Here is an 18,394-nt window from a genome sequence, read left to right on the forward strand (position 1 = left end):
CCGTCACCCTATATTCAGCCAAGTATCAACCAGCATAAAAATCCAAGCAATCCAAAAACCATTACCGTTGCATAATGATACAGATAACCGCTTTGTATCACACGACCTTTAGCCGAGAACCATCTAATAAGCCGGCTGCTGCCGTTTACAATCATACCATCAATTAGTTTTTGATCACCCACACTGTAAAATGCGGTTCCTATGCCCTTAGAACCTTTTACGAAAACTAAATTATTAAACGCATCAAACCCATATTTATTAATAAGCATTTTATAGAGGAGTGAAAAGTTACGTGCCAAATAGCCTGGAATCGAAGGAATAGCGATATAACAAAGCCAAGCAATAAAAATCCCCGCTACAGTAATCCAAAACGTAAGTGAAAATACTGAATGCAACATACTTTGAAACGGCGAAGTAATTTCGTGAGCGAGTTCTGCCAAGACATTGTGTTGAGGAAGAACAAACAAAGAGGAGCCTAAAATAGTTGGATTATCAAAAAGCATTGGCATATACAACACATAACCCAACATAACTGAAGGAATAGCTAGTAAAACAAGTGGCAGCCATACAACCCAAGGCGACTCATGAATATGACTTAAGGTATGCTCATCCATACGTGGCTTACCATGAAACGTCATAAATAATGATCTAAAGGTATACAGTGCAGTAACGCCGGCACCAACAACCACACAGAAATAGGCATAACTACTTCCTGGAATTTGTGATAACTGAGCCGCTTCAATAATAGTATCTTTCGAATAAAATCCCGCAAATGGAGGGAAAGCACAAAGAGCAAGGGAGCCAATTATGAAAGTTACATACGTAATTGGCATTTTGTTCCATAAGCCACCCATTTTTCGCATATCTTGTTCATGATGCATTCCAATGATTACTGAACCGGCACCAAGGAATAAGAGTGCTTTAAAACATGCATGAGTAAGTAGGTGAAACATTCCTGCGCTGTAAGCAGAAGCGCCCATTCCTACCATCATATAACCAAGTTGCGATAATGTTGAATAGGCCACAACACGCTTAATATCATTCATTACCAGCGCCAAGATACCAGTAAAGAGAGCTCCGGTTGCACCAATGACTAGAACCACACTTAATGCCGTGGTGGAAAATTCAATCAGAGGTGAAATACGTGCAATCATAAATACGCCAGCGGTAACCATTGTTGCAGCATGAATCAGTGCAGAAATAGGTGTTGGACCTTCCATCGATTCAGGTAACCAAACATGCAGTGGAACTTGTGCAGATTTACCCATAGCCCCAACATATAAGGCCAGACAAATCACGGTAACTAAAGACCAAGGGTGTCCGTGAAATAATTCAATATTTTGACTTGTTAAGTAGTCTACGCTTTTGAAAACAGTTTCATAATCGATACTTCCGGTATATGAAAAAACCAGAGCAATACCTAACAGAAAACCAAAATCACCTACCCGGTTCACGATAAACGCTTTAAGGCTACCTTCAATCGCTGATTCTTTTTGGTACCAGAATCCAATAAGCAAATAAGAAACTAAGCCTACACCTTCCCAACCAAAAAATAATTGCAAGAAATTGTTGGCACTTACTAACATAAGCATCATGAAAGTAAATAAGGAAATGTAGCTAAAAAAACGTTGGTAACCATCGTCATCTGCCATATATCCAATACTGTAAATATGCACCAGCAAAGAAACGAAATTTACAGTTAAAAGCATAACAACACTAAGAGGGTCGATCAAAAAACCTATATTGAATTCAAACGGAAGTATTAAGCCACCATTAGCCCACTGATAAACCACCGTACTTTCAGTTGAAATGGCTCCTGAGAAGAGTTGCCAAGCAACATACAACGATACTACAAAAGAAATTGAAACCCCCAATATTGTAACTGTATGGGCTCCGCCTCGTCCGATTTGATTACGGAAAAAACCAGCAATTATGGAACCTGCCAAGGGAGCTAAAACGATTATTAGACAAAGTTGTTGGATACTCACAATGTTAACCTTTTAAATGATTCATTTTATCAACGTCAATGTTGCCTCTATTTCTAAAAAGCAACATCACTATGGCTAATCCTATTGCTGCTTCTGCTGCAGCAACTGTTAAAATAAAAAAGACAAAAACTTGACCACCAATTTCGTTATAATAATGGGAAAATGCTACGAAATTAGTATTTACTGCAAGCAACATCAATTCGATACATACTAGCAATAAAATGATGTTTCTACGATTCATCATTATACCGATTAGTCCAAGGCCAAATAAAATCGCTCCCAGAATCAAATAATCATTAACAGGTATCATATGGAACTCCCCAACCTTATTTTTCTGCTTTCATACTAATTAATTCAACCCGTTCATTTCTACGTGTCAGAATTTGTTGTTTTACATCCTGCCTTTTCGACTTTCTGGGACCTCTATGTGCTAAGGTAATTGCAGAAATAATTGCTATTAACAACAGCACAGCTGCAATTTCAAAAGCCAGTAGATAATCTGTATACAGAACCATGCCTAAGGCTTCAGTATTCGATAGAGGCTGTACTTCAGGATTGTTTTGGTCTGTGTTAAGTAATTGCGAACTCATCATCTCATTGTTTTTTGTTTCAACATTTGCCTTAAATGTGCCTGCGGGAATGGATACCATTAAGAGGCCTGTTAATAACGCGACAAGAATTAAGCCAAAGGGTAAGTATCGTTTGTAATGACTCTTAATTATTTCAACATCAATATTAAGCATCATCACTACAAATAGGAACAGCGTCATCACAGCACCTACATATACTAATACTAAAATCAGTGCAAGAAACTCTGCTTGGGCAAGTATCCATAATACTGCACTCGCAAAAAATGTAACCACAAGAAATAAAACACTGCGGACAGGATTATCTTGGATAATTACCATAAACGCAGCACCTACTGCTATAGCCGCAAAAACATAGAAAATAATTTGAATTAGTAATTCATGCATACTTTACCCCGCTATCGGTATTTTTCGTCAGCAGCTCTATCTGCTGCAAGTTTTGGTTCCATTAAGTCGCCAAGTGCAAGGAGCTTCTCTTTAGTCATAATATTTTGACCACGTTCACTGACATGATAGTGATGTATTGGTGTAACAACTATGGAATCTACAGGACAAGATTCTTCACATAAACCGCAGTTAATGCATTTAAACACATCAATATCGTATCTTGTTGTACGACGCGACCCGTCTTCGCGTTGCTCTGACTCTATGGTTATTGCTAGGGCTGGACAAACTGCTTCACATAGTTTGCATGCAATGCAGCGTTCTTCACCATTGGGATAACGGCGTAAAGCAAGTGCTCCTCTAAAACGAGGGGAAATTGGAGTTTGTTCCTCTGGAAACTGTACCGTTACTTTTTTCTTAAAGAAATATTTACCAGTTAGCTTTAAACCTTGCAATAATTCTATCAAAAGAAAACTGCGTACGTAGTATTTAATATATTGATATGCTTTTTTCATCGGCTTCTCTATTAACCATTAAAACCAAGGTTTAACATGTGTAACAACCATTAACGCAGTTACAATAATCCAAACAATGGTGACCGGAATGAGTACTTTCCAGCCTAAACGCATAAGCTGGTCATAACGATAACGAGGAAAAGTAGCTCTTATCCATAAGTACACATATAGGAAAAAGCAAACCTTTACAATTAACCAAATAAATCCCGGAACAACAAAAAATATGTTCTCTAAAAACGGGATTCCTTCAAATGGTGACATCCAACCACCTAAAAAGAGGATACTGAGGAGCATGGAGATAAGGATCATACTCGCGTATTCGGATAAGAAAAATAGTGCAAACCCTATTCCAGAATACTCCACATGGAATCCTGCAACAATTTCGGACTCGCCTTCAGCTAAATCAAAAGGCGCTCTATTTGTTTCAGCAATTCCTGCAATCCAAAACACAAAAAAAAGTGGCAGCAGGGGAATAAACCACCAATGTAAAATCCCGCCTTTTTGTGAATTAACAATATCTGTAAGATTCATGCTTCCTGCAGCCAGCAATACGCCTACTAAAGCAAAACCCATAGCAATTTCATAAGATACAGTTTGTGCAGTACTTCTTAAAGCACCAAACATTGCATATTTGGAGTTAGATGCCCACCCTGCTATTAAAACACCATAAACTCCAAGCGAGCTCATTGCAAAAATATAAAGAACTCCCGCATTAATATTTGCGAGAACCATTCCTTCCTGAAAAGGAATAACGGCCCAACCTGCCAAGGCAGGAACCAAAGAAAGCAGTGGTGCGGCTATAAAAAGATATTTATTAGAACGTGTAGGTATAATAATTTCTTTAGTAATAAGCTTTATTAAATCTGCAATTGGCTGGAGCAAGCCGCGCACACCTACACGATTGGGTCCTATACGCGATTGTATGTAGCCAATAACCTTACGCTCTGCGTAGATTAAATATGCGACACATAGTAACAATGGTACTACGATTACCAATATTTTAATGATGATCCAAATTAATATGCCAATATCTTGCAGCATTTTCTTACCTGCCTAGCGCTTAATAGTTATTGCAGCAAATGAATGTCCTAAATCAACTGTTTCAGGCATCGCGTTTGCTACCCATACAACATCTGCCGCAATGCGTTCATCACGTTTAAGCGGCAATGTTATCTCAATATCTCCCTGAGATACAGTAGCAATATCGTCTAATTTCAATCTATCTGCTGTTGCAGGATTGATACGTATGCATGCTGACTCAGCGGCAGCGCATAATTGCAACTCATTAGCGTTTCTAACAATTGCATCACTACGATAGAGTGGCCACTCCCCAACACGAACCAATGATTGATTAATTAAAGGCAAGCTCTCAGGATAATAAGGTTTATATTCTTGCTCCATTGTGATTGCAACACTATTTTTAATTTCTGACAAGATATCCTCAGTTGATAAATATTCAAAGCCATCACAATGCAATAAGTTACCGAGTACTCTCAATATTTTCCATGCAGGTCGAGATTCTCCATGGGGAGTCAAAGCACCTTTTACTGTTTGCCAGGTGTTATCAATATTAATGTATGTCCCTGATGTTTCAGCATAAGGCGCCATGGGTAAAATAACATCTGCATAATCATGCATTGATTCATGATCATAAGCTGACATTAATACAACAAATTCCGCACCCAGCATCGATTGTCTTGCACCATAAGGATTTGCAAAATCAAAACCTGGTTCTACTCCCATTAAAAAATAGGCCTTAAGTTTAGCATTTAATGCTGCCTGCACATCCATACCCGGATTAGAGTCGGCTTTGCCAGCAGTGGTTCGATGAGGGACCATACCCGCCATCCACGCACCCGCTGTGTTTGCACCCTGAGTGAATCTTAACACTTTGGCTCCACTTAATTTCTCGATATGGAAAATTAATGTACGCAATAAAGCAGCCTCAGGATGATTTTCGCATAGAGCGCCAGTAATTATGCATGCTTTTTCTTCTTTCAATGCTTTGGCAACTCGCTGAATTGCTTTATCTGACTCAAGTCCTATCAATAATTTTTGCACTTCTGTAGGCAAATTCTTTATATCGCCAGCCAGTGCTAAAGCAAGCTTTGCAAGTTGCATTGGCATTTCTAAAGGCGAAATAATGAATCGGTCATTAAGGTCAAACCGATATTCAAAATCTACTGAATTTATAGCATAAATTTTAGCTCCATTACGGGAAGCTTTACGCACTCTTACACCAGCCAGAGGAACTTCTCGATCAATGTTGCATCCAACAAGCACTATTGTGTTTTGTAATTCAACTTCTGCATAAGGTAATGAATTTTTTGGTGTAGTCGCCTGATAATCCTGATCTTTAAAATCTACTTGCTGCAATCTATGATCAAGATTATGAACTCCGATGTCGCGCATTAATTTTTGCAACAAATACATCTCTTCCAATGTAGAAGAGCTTGAAGAAAAAGCCGCTACTTGTTCAACACCATTTTGTTTTATAATGCGAGCCAGTCCTTCTGCGGTAAATTTTAGTGCAGTTTCCCAATCGACAATTTCCCATTGTCCATTACGTTTAATCTTTGGTTGACTGGCTCTTAACGGACTATTTAACCCCAAATAACTAAATCGGTCTCTGTCAGCCAGCCACGTTTCATTAATTGCCTCATTTTCCTTAGGAACAATACGCATTAACTTGTTTCGACGTGTATGCAGGTAAATATTTGAACCAAGACAGTCATGTGGTGCTACCCCATCATGCTGGGTGAGTTCCCAAGCCCTTGCTGTAAAACGAAAAGGTTTTGATGTTAATGCACCGACAGGGCATAAATCAATAATATTGCCGGAAACTTCTGATTTCATGCTGTGTTGAACATAGGTTCCAATTTGCATGTGCTCGCCGCGGCCTGTTGCACCTAACTCTCTTAATCCGGCGATTTCCTCGCCAAAGCGAACACAGCGAGTACAATGGATACAGCGAGTCATTTCAGTTGAAATCAGCGCTCCTAAGTTATCATCATCTACTGAACGTTTAGTTTCTCTATATTGTGATTCATCCGCACCATACCCCATCGATATATCTTGAAGCTCACACTCTCCACCTTGATCGCAAATTGGACAATCCAGTGGATGGTTAATAAGAAGAAATTCCATGACCACTTTTTGAGAATGTAATGCTTCTTTCGATTTGGTAAATACCTTCATTCCATCGGTAATTGGAGTTGCGCATGCTGGAACTGGCTTGCGGCCATTTTCCACCTCAACTAAACACATGCGACAATTTGCCGCTACAGATAATTTTTTATGATAACAAAAACGTGGGATATGAATACCCGCCTCATCAGCAACTTCGATAATCATTTTACCGTTTTCTGCTTCAAATGTCTTACCGTCGATTTCAATAGTAGTAGTCATGGTCAAACCTTTTAATTATGCTGCGACGATCGAGCGTTTATGCTTAACGAAATATTCAAATTCATCGCGGAAATGCTTAACAAAACTTTGTACAGGCCAAGCTGCTGCTTCACCTAGTGCACAGATAGTGCGCCCTTCGATATTATTCGCAACATTAACTAGTTTTTCCACATCTCCTGGCTCACCATGGCCTTCTTTAATGCGGTGTAATAATCGGACTAACCAACCTGTACCTTCACGACATGGAGTACATTGCCCGCAAGATTCATCCATATAAAATTCAGAAATACGGTATAATGCATCAACCATACAGGTTGTCTCATCCATAATAATTACCGCCCCAGAACCTAATCCTGAACCTGCTTTTTGGATGCTGTCATAATCCATATCAAGCTCCATCATTACGTCGCCAGGTAATACACGCATGGACGAACCACCAGGGATCACTGCTTTGATTTTTCGGCCTTTAATCACTCCACCAGCTAACTCAAGAAGCGTTTTAAATGGTGTTCCCAAAGGAATTTCATAATTTCCAGGTTTATTGACATGGCCACTCACACTAAAGCATTTAGTTCCACCATTATTGGGCTTGCCAATTTTTAAAAACCACTCACCGCCTTTTTCCATAATAACCGGTACAGAAGCAAAAGTTTCTGTATTATTTATGGTTGTAGGTTTGCCATATAAACCATAGTTAGCAGGAAAGGGAGGTTTAAACCTCGGCTGACCTTTTTTCCCTTCCAAAGAATTGAGTAATGCAGTCTCTTCACCGCAAATATAAGCGCCAGCGCCCAAATGATTATACAGATCAAAATCAATACCGGAGCCTAAAATATTCTTACCCAGCAACCCTGCCGCATATGCTTCTTTCAGCGCTGCTTCTGTACGTTCATAAGGTAACCAAAATTCGCCACGAATGTAGTTATATCCTACAGTGGAACCCATGGTATATCCGGCAATTGCCATTCCTTCAATAAGTTGGTGTGGATTTAATGCAAGTATTTCACGGTCCTTACATGTACCTGGTTCGCCTTCGTCGGAGTTACATACTACATACTTCTGTACCGGGCTATTACGATTCATAAAACTCCATTTTAATCCGGTCGGGAACCCTGCTCCCCCTCTGCCTCGTAGAGCAGATGTTTTTAACTCATCAATAATTGACTGTGGAGAAGTTTGCTCTTTTAGTATTTTTCTCCATGCACTGTACCCACCAACACTTTCATAAGCAGATAGCGTCCAAGGCTCTGGTAGATGAAATGTTCGATAACAAACTTGATTTAATTCAACCACGGTAACCACCTCTATCTTTTATTGGTATTCTTCCAACGCTTTATCTATAGATTCAGGAGTCAGATTTTCATGATAATCCTTGTCCACCTGCATCATTGGGGCATTAACACAGGCGCCTAAACATTCAACAGATCTTAAAGTAAAACGTCCATCATCTGTGGTTTCGCCTAATTTTATACCCAACTTTTTTTCCAAATAGCTGACAATTGCAGCAGAATCACGCAGCATACATGAGATATTGGTGCATACGTTTATCGAATGTCTGCCAACCTGTTGGTGTTCATACATAGTATAAAAACTAGCCACCTCATATACAGCAATTGAAGGCATTTCGAGATAGTCAGCTACAGCATCCATTAATTCCGTCGTTAGGTGACCATGCTCTTCTTGGACAATGCGCAGAGTACTCATTACGGCTGATTGCTTTTGATCTTTTGGGTATTTTGCTATCCAATGATCAATGTCTTTTATTCTTGGAGTTGACACCAATTGATGTAATATTTTTGCAGAATTATCAGACATTTCTAAACCTTTATTAATTTAAATTGCAATTTTCTGGAATGTCATTTTAATAATCGTAAGAACTGACATGTCACAAATTAACGATCAATTTCACCAAATACTATATCCTGACTTGCTAGAATAGCGACTCCATCAGCGATCATATGTCCTCGAGTCATTGCATCGTAGCTGGACAAATGGGCAAATCCAGGAGCACGAATTTTCAGTCTGTAAGGTTTATTGGCACCATCTGAAACCATATAAATACCAAATTCACCTTTTGGCGCCTCAACCGCACTATATACTTCCCCATGCGGCACACAAAAACCTTCAGTGAACAGTTTAAAGTGATGGATTAATGACTCCATATCTTCTTTCATTTCTACACGCCGGGGCGGGGTAACCTTGTGATCATCGATGCGTACAGGACCGGGATTCGCTCTGAGCCACTCAATACATTGTCTAATAATGCGATTGGATTGTCTTAGTTCTTCAACGCGAACCAAATAGCGATCATAACAATCCCCAGTTTTACCTACTGGAATATCGAAATCCACGCGATCATATACCGAATAACTTTGCTTTTTACGTAAGTCCCATGCAATACCAGAACCACGAAGCATTGGTCCTGTAAATCCCCACTGCAAAGCTTCTTCTGGTGAAACAACACCAATGTCTACGGTACGCTGTTTCCAAATTCGGTTATCGGTTAATAAAGTTTCATACTCATCGACACAACGAGGGAAACGTTCCGTAAATGCCCAGAGAAAATCAAGCAAACTACCGCTTCTGTCTTCATTAAGCTTTTCAACTTCGCGCTCATTATGCCATCTGGATTCTTTATACTTAGGCATCGTATCAGGTAAGTCACGTGCGACACCCCCTGGTCTGTAATAAGTAGCATGCATTCGTGCTCCTGATACTGCTTCATAGCAATCAAATAAATCTTCGCGCTCTCTGAAGCAATATAAAAACACAGTCATCGCACCAATATCCAGTGCTATAGCACCTAACCATAATAAATGATTCAAAATGCGAGTGACTTCATCAAACATGGTACGAATATATTGAGCGCGAATCGGCGCTTCTATACCTAAAAGTTTTTCTATCGCGCGCACATAAGCATGCTCATTACACATCATAGACACGTAATCAAGTCTATCCATATAACCGATCGATTGAATGTAAGGTTTTGTTTCTGCCAATTTTTCTGTAGCACGATGCAACAAGCCTATATGCGGATCCGCACGAACTATAGTTTCACCTTCAAGCTCAAGAACTAAACGCAAAACTCCATGTGCGGCAGGATGTTGTGGACCAAAGTTTAAGGTATAATTCTTTAATTCAATCATTATTCGCCCCTTTATCACCAATATACCGGTTATCGTTACGAATAACCTTGGGCACTAAAACTCTGGGTTCAATATCTACTGGAGCGTATATGACCTTTTCAAATTTTGCGTCATAGCGCATTTCAACATGACCACTGAGTGGGAAATCTTTACGAAATGGATGTCCAATAAATCCATAATCTGTCAAAATACGTCTTAAATCAGGATGTCCTTCAAATAAAATACCATATAAATCATAAGCTTCTCGCTCAAACCAATTTGCACCCTTCCATAAATGATGTACTGACGGAACAATTAAGTGAGACTCATCAATGAAGACCTTAACACGTAATCGGTGATTCATTTTCGTTGAAAGCAAATGATATACTACAGCAAAACGTGGTTTATTCAGAGCATAACCTTTAGTTTCTTGACGCTCTACGCCTCGAGAAAACCCGCTTTCAGTCGCTGAATCTGTTTCCCAATCATATTCACCATAAAGCAAATAATCCACGGCACAAAGATCAATAAGCTGATCAAAATAAAATGCTTCTAGATCGCGTAGCTCTAACATTATTGCTTTTAAATTTGATGCATCACACTCAATGGTTACCTCATCATATGCGACAGTAATATCTTTAAATTGAGTCGCTAGTTCCATTTTGAGTTGTTCAACCAAATAATCATTTTTTGTCATCTATTTAGCACCTTTGATGAGCTTAAACTTCTAAGATTTTTTTATGTCTGATTTTGTTCTGCAATTGAATAATGCCATAAAGCAGTGCTTCAGCAGTTGGAGGGCAACCTGGTACATACACATCAACAGGAACAATACGATCACACCCCCGAACTACAGAGTAAGAGTAATGATAATAACCACCCCCGTTCGCACAAGAGCCCATGGAAATAACCCATCTTGGTTCAGGCATTTGATCATAAACTCTACGCAAAGCAGGAGCCATTTTATTGCATAAAGTACCAGCAACTATCATCACATCCGATTGCCGTGGACTGGGACGAAAAATAATTCCAAACCGGTCTAAGTCATAGCGTGCCGCACCTACATGCATCATTTCTACTGCACAACATGCCAATCCAAATGTCATAGGCCACATAGAACCACTACGTGCCCATCCAAGAAGTTTTTCGACTGAAGTCGTTACAAAGCCACTTTTTTGCAATTCTGCAACCGCCATAGTTAGCCTCTAAGCAGTTAAAATATTAATAAAAAAATACCATTCCTGATTGCATCTTTCTTTATGAAGCTGCGATCAGAAGTGAATTTGGAGCCAGCTCTATTTCGCACTCTTAGACTTACTCCCATTCTAGTGCGCCTCGTTTCCATTCATAAATAAAACCAATCACTAATAAGCCTAAAAACAACATCATTCCAGCAAAGCCAAACCAACCAATTTTGCGTAAAGCTAAAGCCCATGGGAAGAAAAATGCAGTTTCTAAATCAAAAATAATAAATAAGATTGCAACCAGATAAAAACGAACATCAAATGGAATATGGGAACTCTCAAATGCATCAAAGCCACATTCGTAGGGAGAGTTTTTGGCACTATCAGGATTGTGCTTTGAAAAAAGAGAACCTGCCCCTAACATTGCTAAGCCTAATGCCAATCCGATAATTATGAAAATAAGAACAGGTAAATATTGAGATAGCATTTTTTCACCTTGTACGGATTAAAATGGTGCCGAAGGCCGGACTCGAACCGGCACGGCTTTCGCCACCGCCCCCTCAAGACGGCGTGTCTACCAATTCCACCACTTCGGCAATTCTTTATTATTAACTACTAGTTATTTATTCCCAATCTTCTCTATATTTAAATGCAGAGAAAGATATCTCATTTAATTTTTCTTACCGTTATCTACTGGTACTGGAATTGAACTCGCAGGTACAGTAGTTTGAGGAATTATTTGCTGATCCGCTTTTTGATATTGAACAGACACCAAATATGATAACAATAAACTGGTGATAAAAAAGATCAACGCCAGACCACCGGTTAATTTAAATAAAAATCCGCCTGTACCTTGGCTCCCAAATAATGTATTCGAAGCTCCAGATCCAAAAGCTGCACCAATATCCGCACCTTTACCATGCTGGATAAGGACCAGGCCTATTAAGACTACAGCAACGATTACATGAATCATTAATATCAATTGATACATTTCACAATTTCCACAAACTGTTTCGCGTTTAACGATGCACCGCCAACCAAGCCACCATCTACATCGGGCATGGCAAATAACGCCCTGGCATTACTTTCGTTGACACTTCCACCGTAAAGAAGTGGCAACCGTTCAGCATCGCTATGATTTATCTCTGCAACCAGATTTCTAATGAACTGATGTACTTCCTGTGCCTGTTCTGGTGAGGCAGTTTTTCCCGTACCTATTGCCCAAACAGGTTCGTAAGCTATAACACAATTATGAAAACAATTTTTTTCGTCTTCGCTTACCGCAAGCAGTTGCTTAGCAATTACTTGTTCTGTTTGACCTTTTTCACGTTCAGCTAGCGTTTCACCGACACAAAGAACCGGTATCATACCATGTTCTTTTACATGGTGGAATTTTTGTGCTACAAAATTTTCATCTTCGTGAAGACAATGTCTCCGCTCAGAGTGTCCTATCAAAATGTAGCGACAGTTAAAATCTTTTAACATAGGTGCAGATATCTCACCAGTGTAAGCACCAAAATCCTTTGGATACACATTCTGGGCACCTATATCAATTGTACAATCGCCAAATATATTTCTAACTTGCGGAATATAAATTGCAGGCGGCATTACTATCACTTGCACATCGCTAATAGAGTAAAGTAATTCTTTAAGTTCATTAGCTAATTGAATTACCTGCTGCAGCTGCCCATTCATTTTCCAGTTGCCAGCAACTATTTTCTGTCTCATCAGGATGCCCCTTCATTTTCAACTGCGGACTATACCCAAACTAATTGCTGATGTGTAGTCCTATCGCAATTTTTTTATCAAAAGGTTCAATAGATAAGTCTTATTTATTACTGGTCGCCCAAATTTCTCTCAATCTGACTTATATAATCACATAAATTTTGCGCGTGTTGTTTCACTATAGACTCATCCATACCCTCTACCATAACGCGTAATAAGGGCTCAGTACCGGAAGGTCTGAGTAGCACCCTCCCTTCTCCATTAAGACTTGATTCTAAAGCCCTTACTACTTCGATTACTTGTGAGTGTTCTGCTAATAAGGTAGCGTAATTGGTTTTTAAATTCACTAAGCTTTGTGGTAATAGATTAATACCCTGAATTAATTGCTGTAGCGTTTTGCCCTGCTTAACCATAATTGATAATACTTGTAAGGCAGCAACTACCCCATCACCTGTTGTAGTTTTATCCAAACAGACGATATGTCCCGAAGTTTCGCCACCTATTTTCCAATCTTTTTCTCGCAAAGCCTCTAAAACATATCGATCACCTACCCGTGTTCGGACAAAAGGAATACCTAAACTCGTAATCGCGATTTCCAGGCCATAATTGCTCATCTGGGTACCAACTACACCACCGTTTAGCACACCCCGCTGATGCCTATCTTTAGCAATAATATAAAGAATTTGATCTCCATCAATTAAACGACCATCTGAGTCAATGAGTATGACTCGATCACCATCACCATCAAGGCCAACACCAATGTCTGCACCAGTACTCATGACCTTTTGTCTTAATAGTTCAGGAGAGGTTGAGCCGCAATTCTCGTTAATATTAAAACCATCCGGACGATTTCCAATGGAAATAACTTGGGCTCCGAGCTCAGAAAATACATTAGGGGCAATATGGTAGGTCGCTCCATTTGCACAATCAACTACAATTTTTAATCCTGACAACCGTGTTAATGACGGAATAGTGGATTTACAAAACTCTATATAACGTCCGCTTGCATCATTAATTCGTGTTGCCTTCCCTAAATTCTCAGAGGGAACTGTTTGCATTTTCTTTTCCAGTTCATCTTCAATTGCTAACTCAACACTATCAGGTAATTTACCTCCCTCAGAGGAAAAAAACTTGATTCCATTATCTTCAAAAAGATTATGTGAGGCACTGATGACAATACCTGCACTTGCTCTAAGTGTTTGGGTTAAATAAGCAATAGCGGGTGTTGGCATAGGTCCAAGCAAAGCAACATCAACGCCAGCAGCGGATAGTCCTGCTTCAAGAGCAGATTCCAACATATAACCGGATACCCTTGTATCTTTTCCAATCACTACCTTTTTGCGTTGGCCATTAGCAAGCACTCGGCCAACTGCCCAACCCAGTTTTAACACAAATTCAGGGTTGATATTTGATAAACCCACGTGTCCGCGTATACCATCCGTACCAAAATATTTACGTTGACTCATCCTTAACCACCTCTTATCAAAAATTTTTAGCCCTTATAGGCTGATATATTGGCCTTCTCTATCGTGGTGATCATATGTAACGCTTGATTTGTTTCATCGACATCATGCGTTCTAATGATCCCAGCGCCTTTCAGTGCAGCATAAACTGCGACCGCTATACTCCCTATTAAACGAGCATCTACCTCTTTAGCAAGCACTGCTCCGATAGTACTTTTGCGTGATACCCCTAAAAGCATAGGCATTTTAAATGTTGCAAAGCTATCAAGATTTTTGACTAAGAGCAAATTATCTTGTACTTGCTTTCCAAATCCAAAGCCCGGATCCAAAATTATATTGTTCTTTTTAATGCCAACACGCTCACACTCTGTAATGCGTTCTATAAAAAAACGCGTCACTTCGGCAAGCACACCATCAGGATAATATGGGTTTTGTTGCATATTATGTGGGGCTCCTTGCATGTGCATCAAACAAACAGGAACTGCTAGTTTTGCAGCCATTTCGAGAGCCCCATCAGTGCGTAAGGCATAAATATCATTAATTACGTTGGCACCAGCACTTACAGCAGCTTCCATTACTTCGGGTTTATTTGTATCAATTGAGATACAAATATCTGAACTAAGGCGAATTTGCTCAATGACAGATATGACTCGGTTCAATTCTACATCAAGTGGAACATGCTGTGCACCTGGTCGAGTAGATTGTCCTCCAATATCGATTAAATCCGCTCCTTGACTTATTAGGTGAAAAGCATGTTCACAGGCCCGCTCTGGGGATAAAAATTTACCCCCATCAGAAAAGGAATCCGGAGTGACATTCAAGATGCCCATAATTAATGGTTTTTCTGGTGGATTATCTAAGGAAGGTTGGCGTTGACATTCAAGCCAACCTGAAAATTGCTTTGAATTCACCTACTTCTCTCACTAATAATCTCAGTGCTCTTCAGCAGGATTTACACTCACTTCATGCTCTGTCGGTTTTTCTGGTGAGTTATTAATCACTTCAGGTCCATCCAGAGGCTTAGATGAACCCCAGTCTTCGGGTGGAGAAGGCTCCTTCCCAGACATAATCTCTTGTATTTGCTTGAAATCTATAGTTTCGAATTTAATTAAACTTTGAGCCATTAGATGCAACTTATCCATATTAGAAACCAGAATTTCTTTAGCACGCGTGTAGTTTCTATCAATAATTGCACGCACTTCATCATCAATTTGTTGTGCGGTTCTATCTGACATTTCTTTATGTTTATTCATTGAGCGGCCTAAGAATACTTCCTCCTCTTCTTCACCAAAAGTCAGTGGGCCCAAAGTCGAAAGTCCCCAAGTGGTAACCATTTTGCGTGCTATTTCAGTAGAACGCATAATGTCATTCGATGCACCTGTGGTTACACTTTCCGGACCAAAGATAAGCTCTTCTGCAATGCGGCCACCAAATAGACTGGATAATTGACTTTCCAAACGACGTTTACTATGACTGTACCTATCTTGTTCCGGTAGAAACATTGTCACACCAAGAGCGCGCCCCCGCGGAATAATAGAAACTTTATAAACAGGATCGTGTTCCGGTACAGATAAACCAACGATCGCATGACCTGCTTCATGATATGCAGTCAGTTTTTTCTCATTGTCATCCATCACCATGGAGCGTCGTTCAGCTCCCATCATAATTTTATCTTTTGCTTTATCCAGCTCTATCATGCCGACTTTACGTTTATTTGTACGCGCAGCAAATAAAGCCGCTTCATTCACCAGATTTGCGAGATCTGCTCCAGAAAACCCTGGAGTACCTCGGGCGATTGCCATAATATCCACATTGCTATCTACTGGAACCTTTTGCAAATGCACCCTTAATATTTGTTCGCGACCACGGATATCCGGTAAAGGGACCACAACCTGCCGATCGAAACGACCCGGACGTAATAATGCAGGATCCAAAACATCTGGGCGGTTTGTTGCTGCAATAACAATAACTCCCTCACTCCCTTCAAAACCATCCATTTCAACCAGTAATTGGTTTAGCGTTTGCTCACGTTCATCATGACCTCCACCAAGACCAGCACCACGATGACGACCTACCGCATCAATTTCATCAATGAAAATAATGCATGGAGCATGTTTTTTTGCTTGCTCAAACATATCGCGGACACGAGATGCACCCACACCAACAAACATTTCAACAAAATCAGAGCCTGAAATAGTGAAGAAGGGTACTTTAGCTTCACCAGCAACAGCTCGAGCTAAAAGGGTTTTACCTGTTCCGGGAGAACCAACTAATAATACACCGCGAGGAATGCGTCCACCCAGATTTTGGAATTTGGTAGGATCTCGTAAAAAGTCAACTAGTTCCTTAACTTCCTCTTTAGCTTCATCCGCCCCAGCAACATCAGCAAAAGTTACTTTAACTTGATCTTCACCAAGCAAGCGTGCTCGTGAACGACCAAACGACATAGCACCTCGACCACCCCCACCTTGCATCTGACGCATAAAAAATACCCAAACACCAATTAAAAGCAGCATCGGGAACCAATTAATAAATAGATGAAGAAGAAAACTTTCTTGTTGTTTTTCTTGACCGCTTACATCGACTTTGCTTTTCAGTAATTCACCTAACAAAGCATTATCTTGCATGGGCATGTAAGTAATAAAGCGCTTATTATTTTTTGTCATCCCTTTGATGATCTTATCATCCTCGATGGTGACTGAATTAACCATACCTTGATCGACTTCTTTCAAAAACTGGCTGTAAGAAAGCTTCTCAGCAACCGAGTTTCGAGGGCCGAAATTACTGAAAACTGAAACAAGCACAATCGCTATAATCAGCCATAAAAATAAATTCTTAACCATGTCGTTCAAAGTATTAACCTCGTTAGTGACGTACAGCTATTATTTTATGATCGAAAATTCTTAAATCATAAAGTTACTATAAATTGTATCCCTTTGCCAGCAAATAGGTTTCTTTTGAGCGAGCACGAGAAGCCAAAGGCTTTCGAATCACGACTTTCTCAAAAGAAGATCTCGCCTGCTTTACTAACTCATCAAAACCAACCCCGTGAAAGATTTTAATAAGCATAGAACCGCCAGGCTTTAGCATTTTCTGTGCAAAATCAAAGGCCAGCTCCACCAAATACATTGCTCGTGGAATATCAATTGCAGTGGTCCCACTCATATTTGGGGCCATATCTGATAATATCAAGTCGACACGATGCTCTGGGATTAAGTCTATGAGCTTTTGCAACACCTCATCTTCCCGGAAATCACCAAGAACAAAATCCACATCAGGCAAAGCATCCATAGGCAAAATATCCAATGCGACTATACGTCCGCGACCTTGTAACCGTTCAGAAACATACTGAGTCCATCCCCCTGGGGCTGCACCTAGATCAACTACGGTCATCCCTGGTTTGAGCAATGACTCTTTTTCATCTACTTCTTTTAACTTGTATACCGCACGACTGCGATAGCCCTCTACCTGTGCTTTTTTTACATAAACATCATCAAAGTGCTCTTGCAACCATCGCTTACTGCTTTTAGTACGCTTCATAAATTTATATAGAGTATCAATTTGATCTATGATACTGAATTTTACTACCTTTTCCCAGCAAAACGTGCAATAATTTACCATTTTATCATTCAGTCTCCAAATCAGTGCATTAGGGTCTGTTTATATTAAGGAACATTACGTGGATACTTCACTCAAAAAATCTCTTAAAGCCCAAGCACATCATTTGAAACCCGTTGTGCTTCTTGGAGCTAAAGGGTTAACTGAAGCCGTTATTGCGGAAACAGATATTGCATTGCTCGCACATGAATTAATAAAAGTAAAAATTAATGGTGCAGAAAAAGAAGACAGACTTGTTATGGCTACTGAGTTATGTGAGCAACTCCATGCTGAACTCATACAAATGATTGGCAACACAGTAATTATGTTTCGTAAAAATGAAGACAAACATAAGTGACAGAACTGCGAGTATTGTATACACTAGACTATATTGTTTAGCAATTATATATTCCCTTCA

The 18,394-nt window shown here is 39.8% G+C and carries 19 protein-coding genes and 1 tRNA gene; 1 reads left to right on the forward strand and 19 read right to left on the reverse strand.

The features are described from left to right. Window positions 1-14 precede the first annotated feature (14 nt). The 19 genes from nuoL to rlmE all read right to left on the reverse strand — a co-directional run bounded on the left by nuoL (window position 15) and on the right by rlmE (window position 17,919). Window positions 15-1,988: an NADH-quinone oxidoreductase subunit L gene (gene nuoL / locus Ltuc_RS00115; protein ID WP_058519345.1), complete on the reverse strand. Its 1,974-nt coding sequence runs from the start codon at window positions 1,986-1,988 to the stop codon at window positions 15-17. A gap of 4 nt (window positions 1,989-1,992) precedes the next feature. Then, window positions 1,993-2,298 (reverse strand): NADH-quinone oxidoreductase subunit NuoK, encoded by a 306-nt coding sequence (gene nuoK / locus Ltuc_RS00120; protein ID WP_058519346.1) that lies wholly within the window; start codon window positions 2,296-2,298, stop codon window positions 1,993-1,995. Window positions 2,299-2,314: 16 nt separating this feature from the next. After that, window positions 2,315-2,962 (reverse strand): NADH-quinone oxidoreductase subunit J, encoded by a 648-nt coding sequence (locus Ltuc_RS00125; RefSeq protein ID WP_058519347.1) that lies wholly within the window; start codon window positions 2,960-2,962, stop codon window positions 2,315-2,317. 11 nt (window positions 2,963-2,973) lie between these two features. Then, window positions 2,974-3,474, reverse strand: coding sequence for an NADH-quinone oxidoreductase subunit NuoI (nuoI, locus tag Ltuc_RS00130; RefSeq protein ID WP_058519348.1), 501 nt, complete (start codon window positions 3,472-3,474; stop codon window positions 2,974-2,976). 18 nt (window positions 3,475-3,492) lie between these two features. Then, the gene (nuoH, locus tag Ltuc_RS00135; protein WP_058519349.1) at window positions 3,493-4,515 is read right to left on the reverse strand and encodes an NADH-quinone oxidoreductase subunit NuoH; all 1,023 of its coding nucleotides are present in this window, start codon (window positions 4,513-4,515) and stop codon (window positions 3,493-3,495) included. Between the two features lie 12 nt (window positions 4,516-4,527). Then, window positions 4,528-6,882 (reverse strand): NADH-quinone oxidoreductase subunit NuoG, encoded by a 2,355-nt coding sequence (nuoG, locus tag Ltuc_RS00140; protein WP_058519350.1) that lies wholly within the window; start codon window positions 6,880-6,882, stop codon window positions 4,528-4,530. Window positions 6,883-6,897: 15 nt separating this feature from the next. After that, a complete protein-coding gene (gene nuoF / locus Ltuc_RS00145) occupies window positions 6,898-8,175 on the reverse strand; it encodes an NADH-quinone oxidoreductase subunit NuoF (protein WP_058519351.1) in 1,278 nt (425 codons plus the stop codon). An 18-nt stretch (window positions 8,176-8,193) separates the two neighbouring features. Continuing rightward, complete coding sequence (gene nuoE, locus Ltuc_RS00150) at window positions 8,194-8,697, reverse strand: NADH-quinone oxidoreductase subunit NuoE (RefSeq protein ID WP_058519352.1); 504 nt, start codon at window positions 8,695-8,697, stop codon at window positions 8,194-8,196. 77 nt (window positions 8,698-8,774) lie between these two features. After that, window positions 8,775-10,028 (reverse strand): NADH-quinone oxidoreductase subunit D, encoded by a 1,254-nt coding sequence (locus tag Ltuc_RS00155; RefSeq protein ID WP_058519353.1) that lies wholly within the window; start codon window positions 10,026-10,028, stop codon window positions 8,775-8,777. Further along, entirely contained in the window at window positions 10,021-10,704 is a 684-nt protein-coding gene (locus Ltuc_RS00160) for an NADH-quinone oxidoreductase subunit C (RefSeq protein WP_058519354.1), read from the reverse strand. Before Ltuc_RS00160 ends, Ltuc_RS00155 begins: the two co-directional genes overlap by 8 nt. Window positions 10,705-10,726: 22 nt before the next feature. Next, window positions 10,727-11,203 (reverse strand): NuoB/complex I 20 kDa subunit family protein, encoded by a 477-nt coding sequence (locus Ltuc_RS00165; protein WP_058519355.1) that lies wholly within the window; start codon window positions 11,201-11,203, stop codon window positions 10,727-10,729. 118 nt (window positions 11,204-11,321) lie between these two features. After that, window positions 11,322-11,678, reverse strand: coding sequence for an NADH-quinone oxidoreductase subunit A (locus Ltuc_RS00170; RefSeq protein ID WP_058519356.1), 357 nt, complete (start codon window positions 11,676-11,678; stop codon window positions 11,322-11,324). A gap of 24 nt (window positions 11,679-11,702) precedes the next feature. After that, window positions 11,703-11,787, reverse strand: a tRNA-Leu gene (locus tag Ltuc_RS00175). Between the two features lie 74 nt (window positions 11,788-11,861). After that, complete coding sequence (gene secG, locus Ltuc_RS00180) at window positions 11,862-12,182, reverse strand: preprotein translocase subunit SecG (protein WP_058519357.1); 321 nt, start codon at window positions 12,180-12,182, stop codon at window positions 11,862-11,864. Further along, complete coding sequence (gene tpiA / locus Ltuc_RS00185) at window positions 12,170-12,919, reverse strand: triose-phosphate isomerase (RefSeq protein WP_058519358.1); 750 nt, start codon at window positions 12,917-12,919, stop codon at window positions 12,170-12,172. The genes secG and tpiA overlap by 13 nt, the downstream gene beginning before the upstream one ends. Window positions 12,920-13,026: 107 nt before the next feature. Further along, window positions 13,027-14,382, reverse strand: a complete 1,356-nt coding sequence (gene glmM / locus Ltuc_RS00190; RefSeq protein ID WP_058519359.1) for a phosphoglucosamine mutase — start codon at window positions 14,380-14,382, stop codon at window positions 13,027-13,029. 26 nt (window positions 14,383-14,408) lie between these two features. Beyond that, entirely contained in the window at window positions 14,409-15,290 is an 882-nt protein-coding gene (folP, locus tag Ltuc_RS00195) for a dihydropteroate synthase (RefSeq protein ID WP_058519360.1), read from the reverse strand. A gap of 21 nt (window positions 15,291-15,311) precedes the next feature. Further along, complete coding sequence (gene ftsH / locus Ltuc_RS00200) at window positions 15,312-17,222, reverse strand: ATP-dependent zinc metalloprotease FtsH (protein ID WP_058519361.1); 1,911 nt, start codon at window positions 17,220-17,222, stop codon at window positions 15,312-15,314. A 76-nt stretch (window positions 17,223-17,298) separates the two neighbouring features. Continuing rightward, a complete protein-coding gene (gene rlmE / locus Ltuc_RS00205) occupies window positions 17,299-17,919 on the reverse strand; it encodes a 23S rRNA (uridine(2552)-2'-O)-methyltransferase RlmE (RefSeq protein ID WP_058521548.1) in 621 nt (206 codons plus the stop codon). A 139-nt stretch (window positions 17,920-18,058) separates the two neighbouring features. Between rlmE and yhbY the strand changes: the two genes are divergently transcribed. After that, entirely contained in the window at window positions 18,059-18,334 is a 276-nt protein-coding gene (yhbY, locus tag Ltuc_RS00210) for a ribosome assembly RNA-binding protein YhbY (protein ID WP_058519362.1), read from the forward strand. The last annotated feature ends 60 nt before the right edge of the window (window positions 18,335-18,394 follow it).

Source organism: Legionella tucsonensis (genome assembly GCF_001468035.1).
Lineage (GTDB): Bacteria > Pseudomonadota > Gammaproteobacteria > Legionellales > Legionellaceae > Legionella > Legionella tucsonensis.

Coding starts and splice junctions, on each gene's coding strand:
- Ltuc_RS00165 (WP_058519355.1), bottom strand. CDS start 11,203: ATGGCGGTTGCAGAATTGCAAAAAAGTGGCTTTGTAACGACTTCAGTC.
- nuoE (WP_058519352.1), bottom strand. CDS start 8,697: ATGTCTGATAATTCTGCAAAAATATTACATCAATTGGTGTCAACTCCA.
- nuoK (WP_058519346.1), bottom strand. CDS start 2,298: ATGATACCTGTTAATGATTATTTGATTCTGGGAGCGATTTTATTTGGC.
- nuoH (WP_058519349.1), bottom strand. CDS start 4,515: ATGCTGCAAGATATTGGCATATTAATTTGGATCATCATTAAAATATTG.
- tpiA (WP_058519358.1), bottom strand. CDS start 12,919: ATGAGACAGAAAATAGTTGCTGGCAACTGGAAAATGAATGGGCAGCTG.
- rlmE (WP_058521548.1), bottom strand. CDS start 17,919: ATGAAGCGTACTAAAAGCAGTAAGCGATGGTTGCAAGAGCACTTTGAT.
- Ltuc_RS00170 (WP_058519356.1), bottom strand. CDS start 11,678: ATGCTATCTCAATATTTACCTGTTCTTATTTTCATAATTATCGGATTG.
- nuoI (WP_058519348.1), bottom strand. CDS start 3,474: ATGAAAAAAGCATATCAATATATTAAATACTACGTACGCAGTTTTCTT.
- glmM (WP_058519359.1), bottom strand. CDS start 14,382: ATGAGTCAACGTAAATATTTTGGTACGGATGGTATACGCGGACACGTG.
- Ltuc_RS00155 (WP_058519353.1), bottom strand. CDS start 10,028: ATGATTGAATTAAAGAATTATACCTTAAACTTTGGTCCACAACATCCT.
- secG (WP_058519357.1), bottom strand. CDS start 12,182: ATGTATCAATTGATATTAATGATTCATGTAATCGTTGCTGTAGTCTTA.
- ftsH (WP_058519361.1), bottom strand. CDS start 17,222: ATGGTTAAGAATTTATTTTTATGGCTGATTATAGCGATTGTGCTTGTT.
- nuoG (WP_058519350.1), bottom strand. CDS start 6,882: ATGACTACTACTATTGAAATCGACGGTAAGACATTTGAAGCAGAAAAC.
- Ltuc_RS00125 (WP_058519347.1), bottom strand. CDS start 2,962: ATGCATGAATTACTAATTCAAATTATTTTCTATGTTTTTGCGGCTATA.
- Ltuc_RS00160 (WP_058519354.1), bottom strand. CDS start 10,704: ATGACAAAAAATGATTATTTGGTTGAACAACTCAAAATGGAACTAGCG.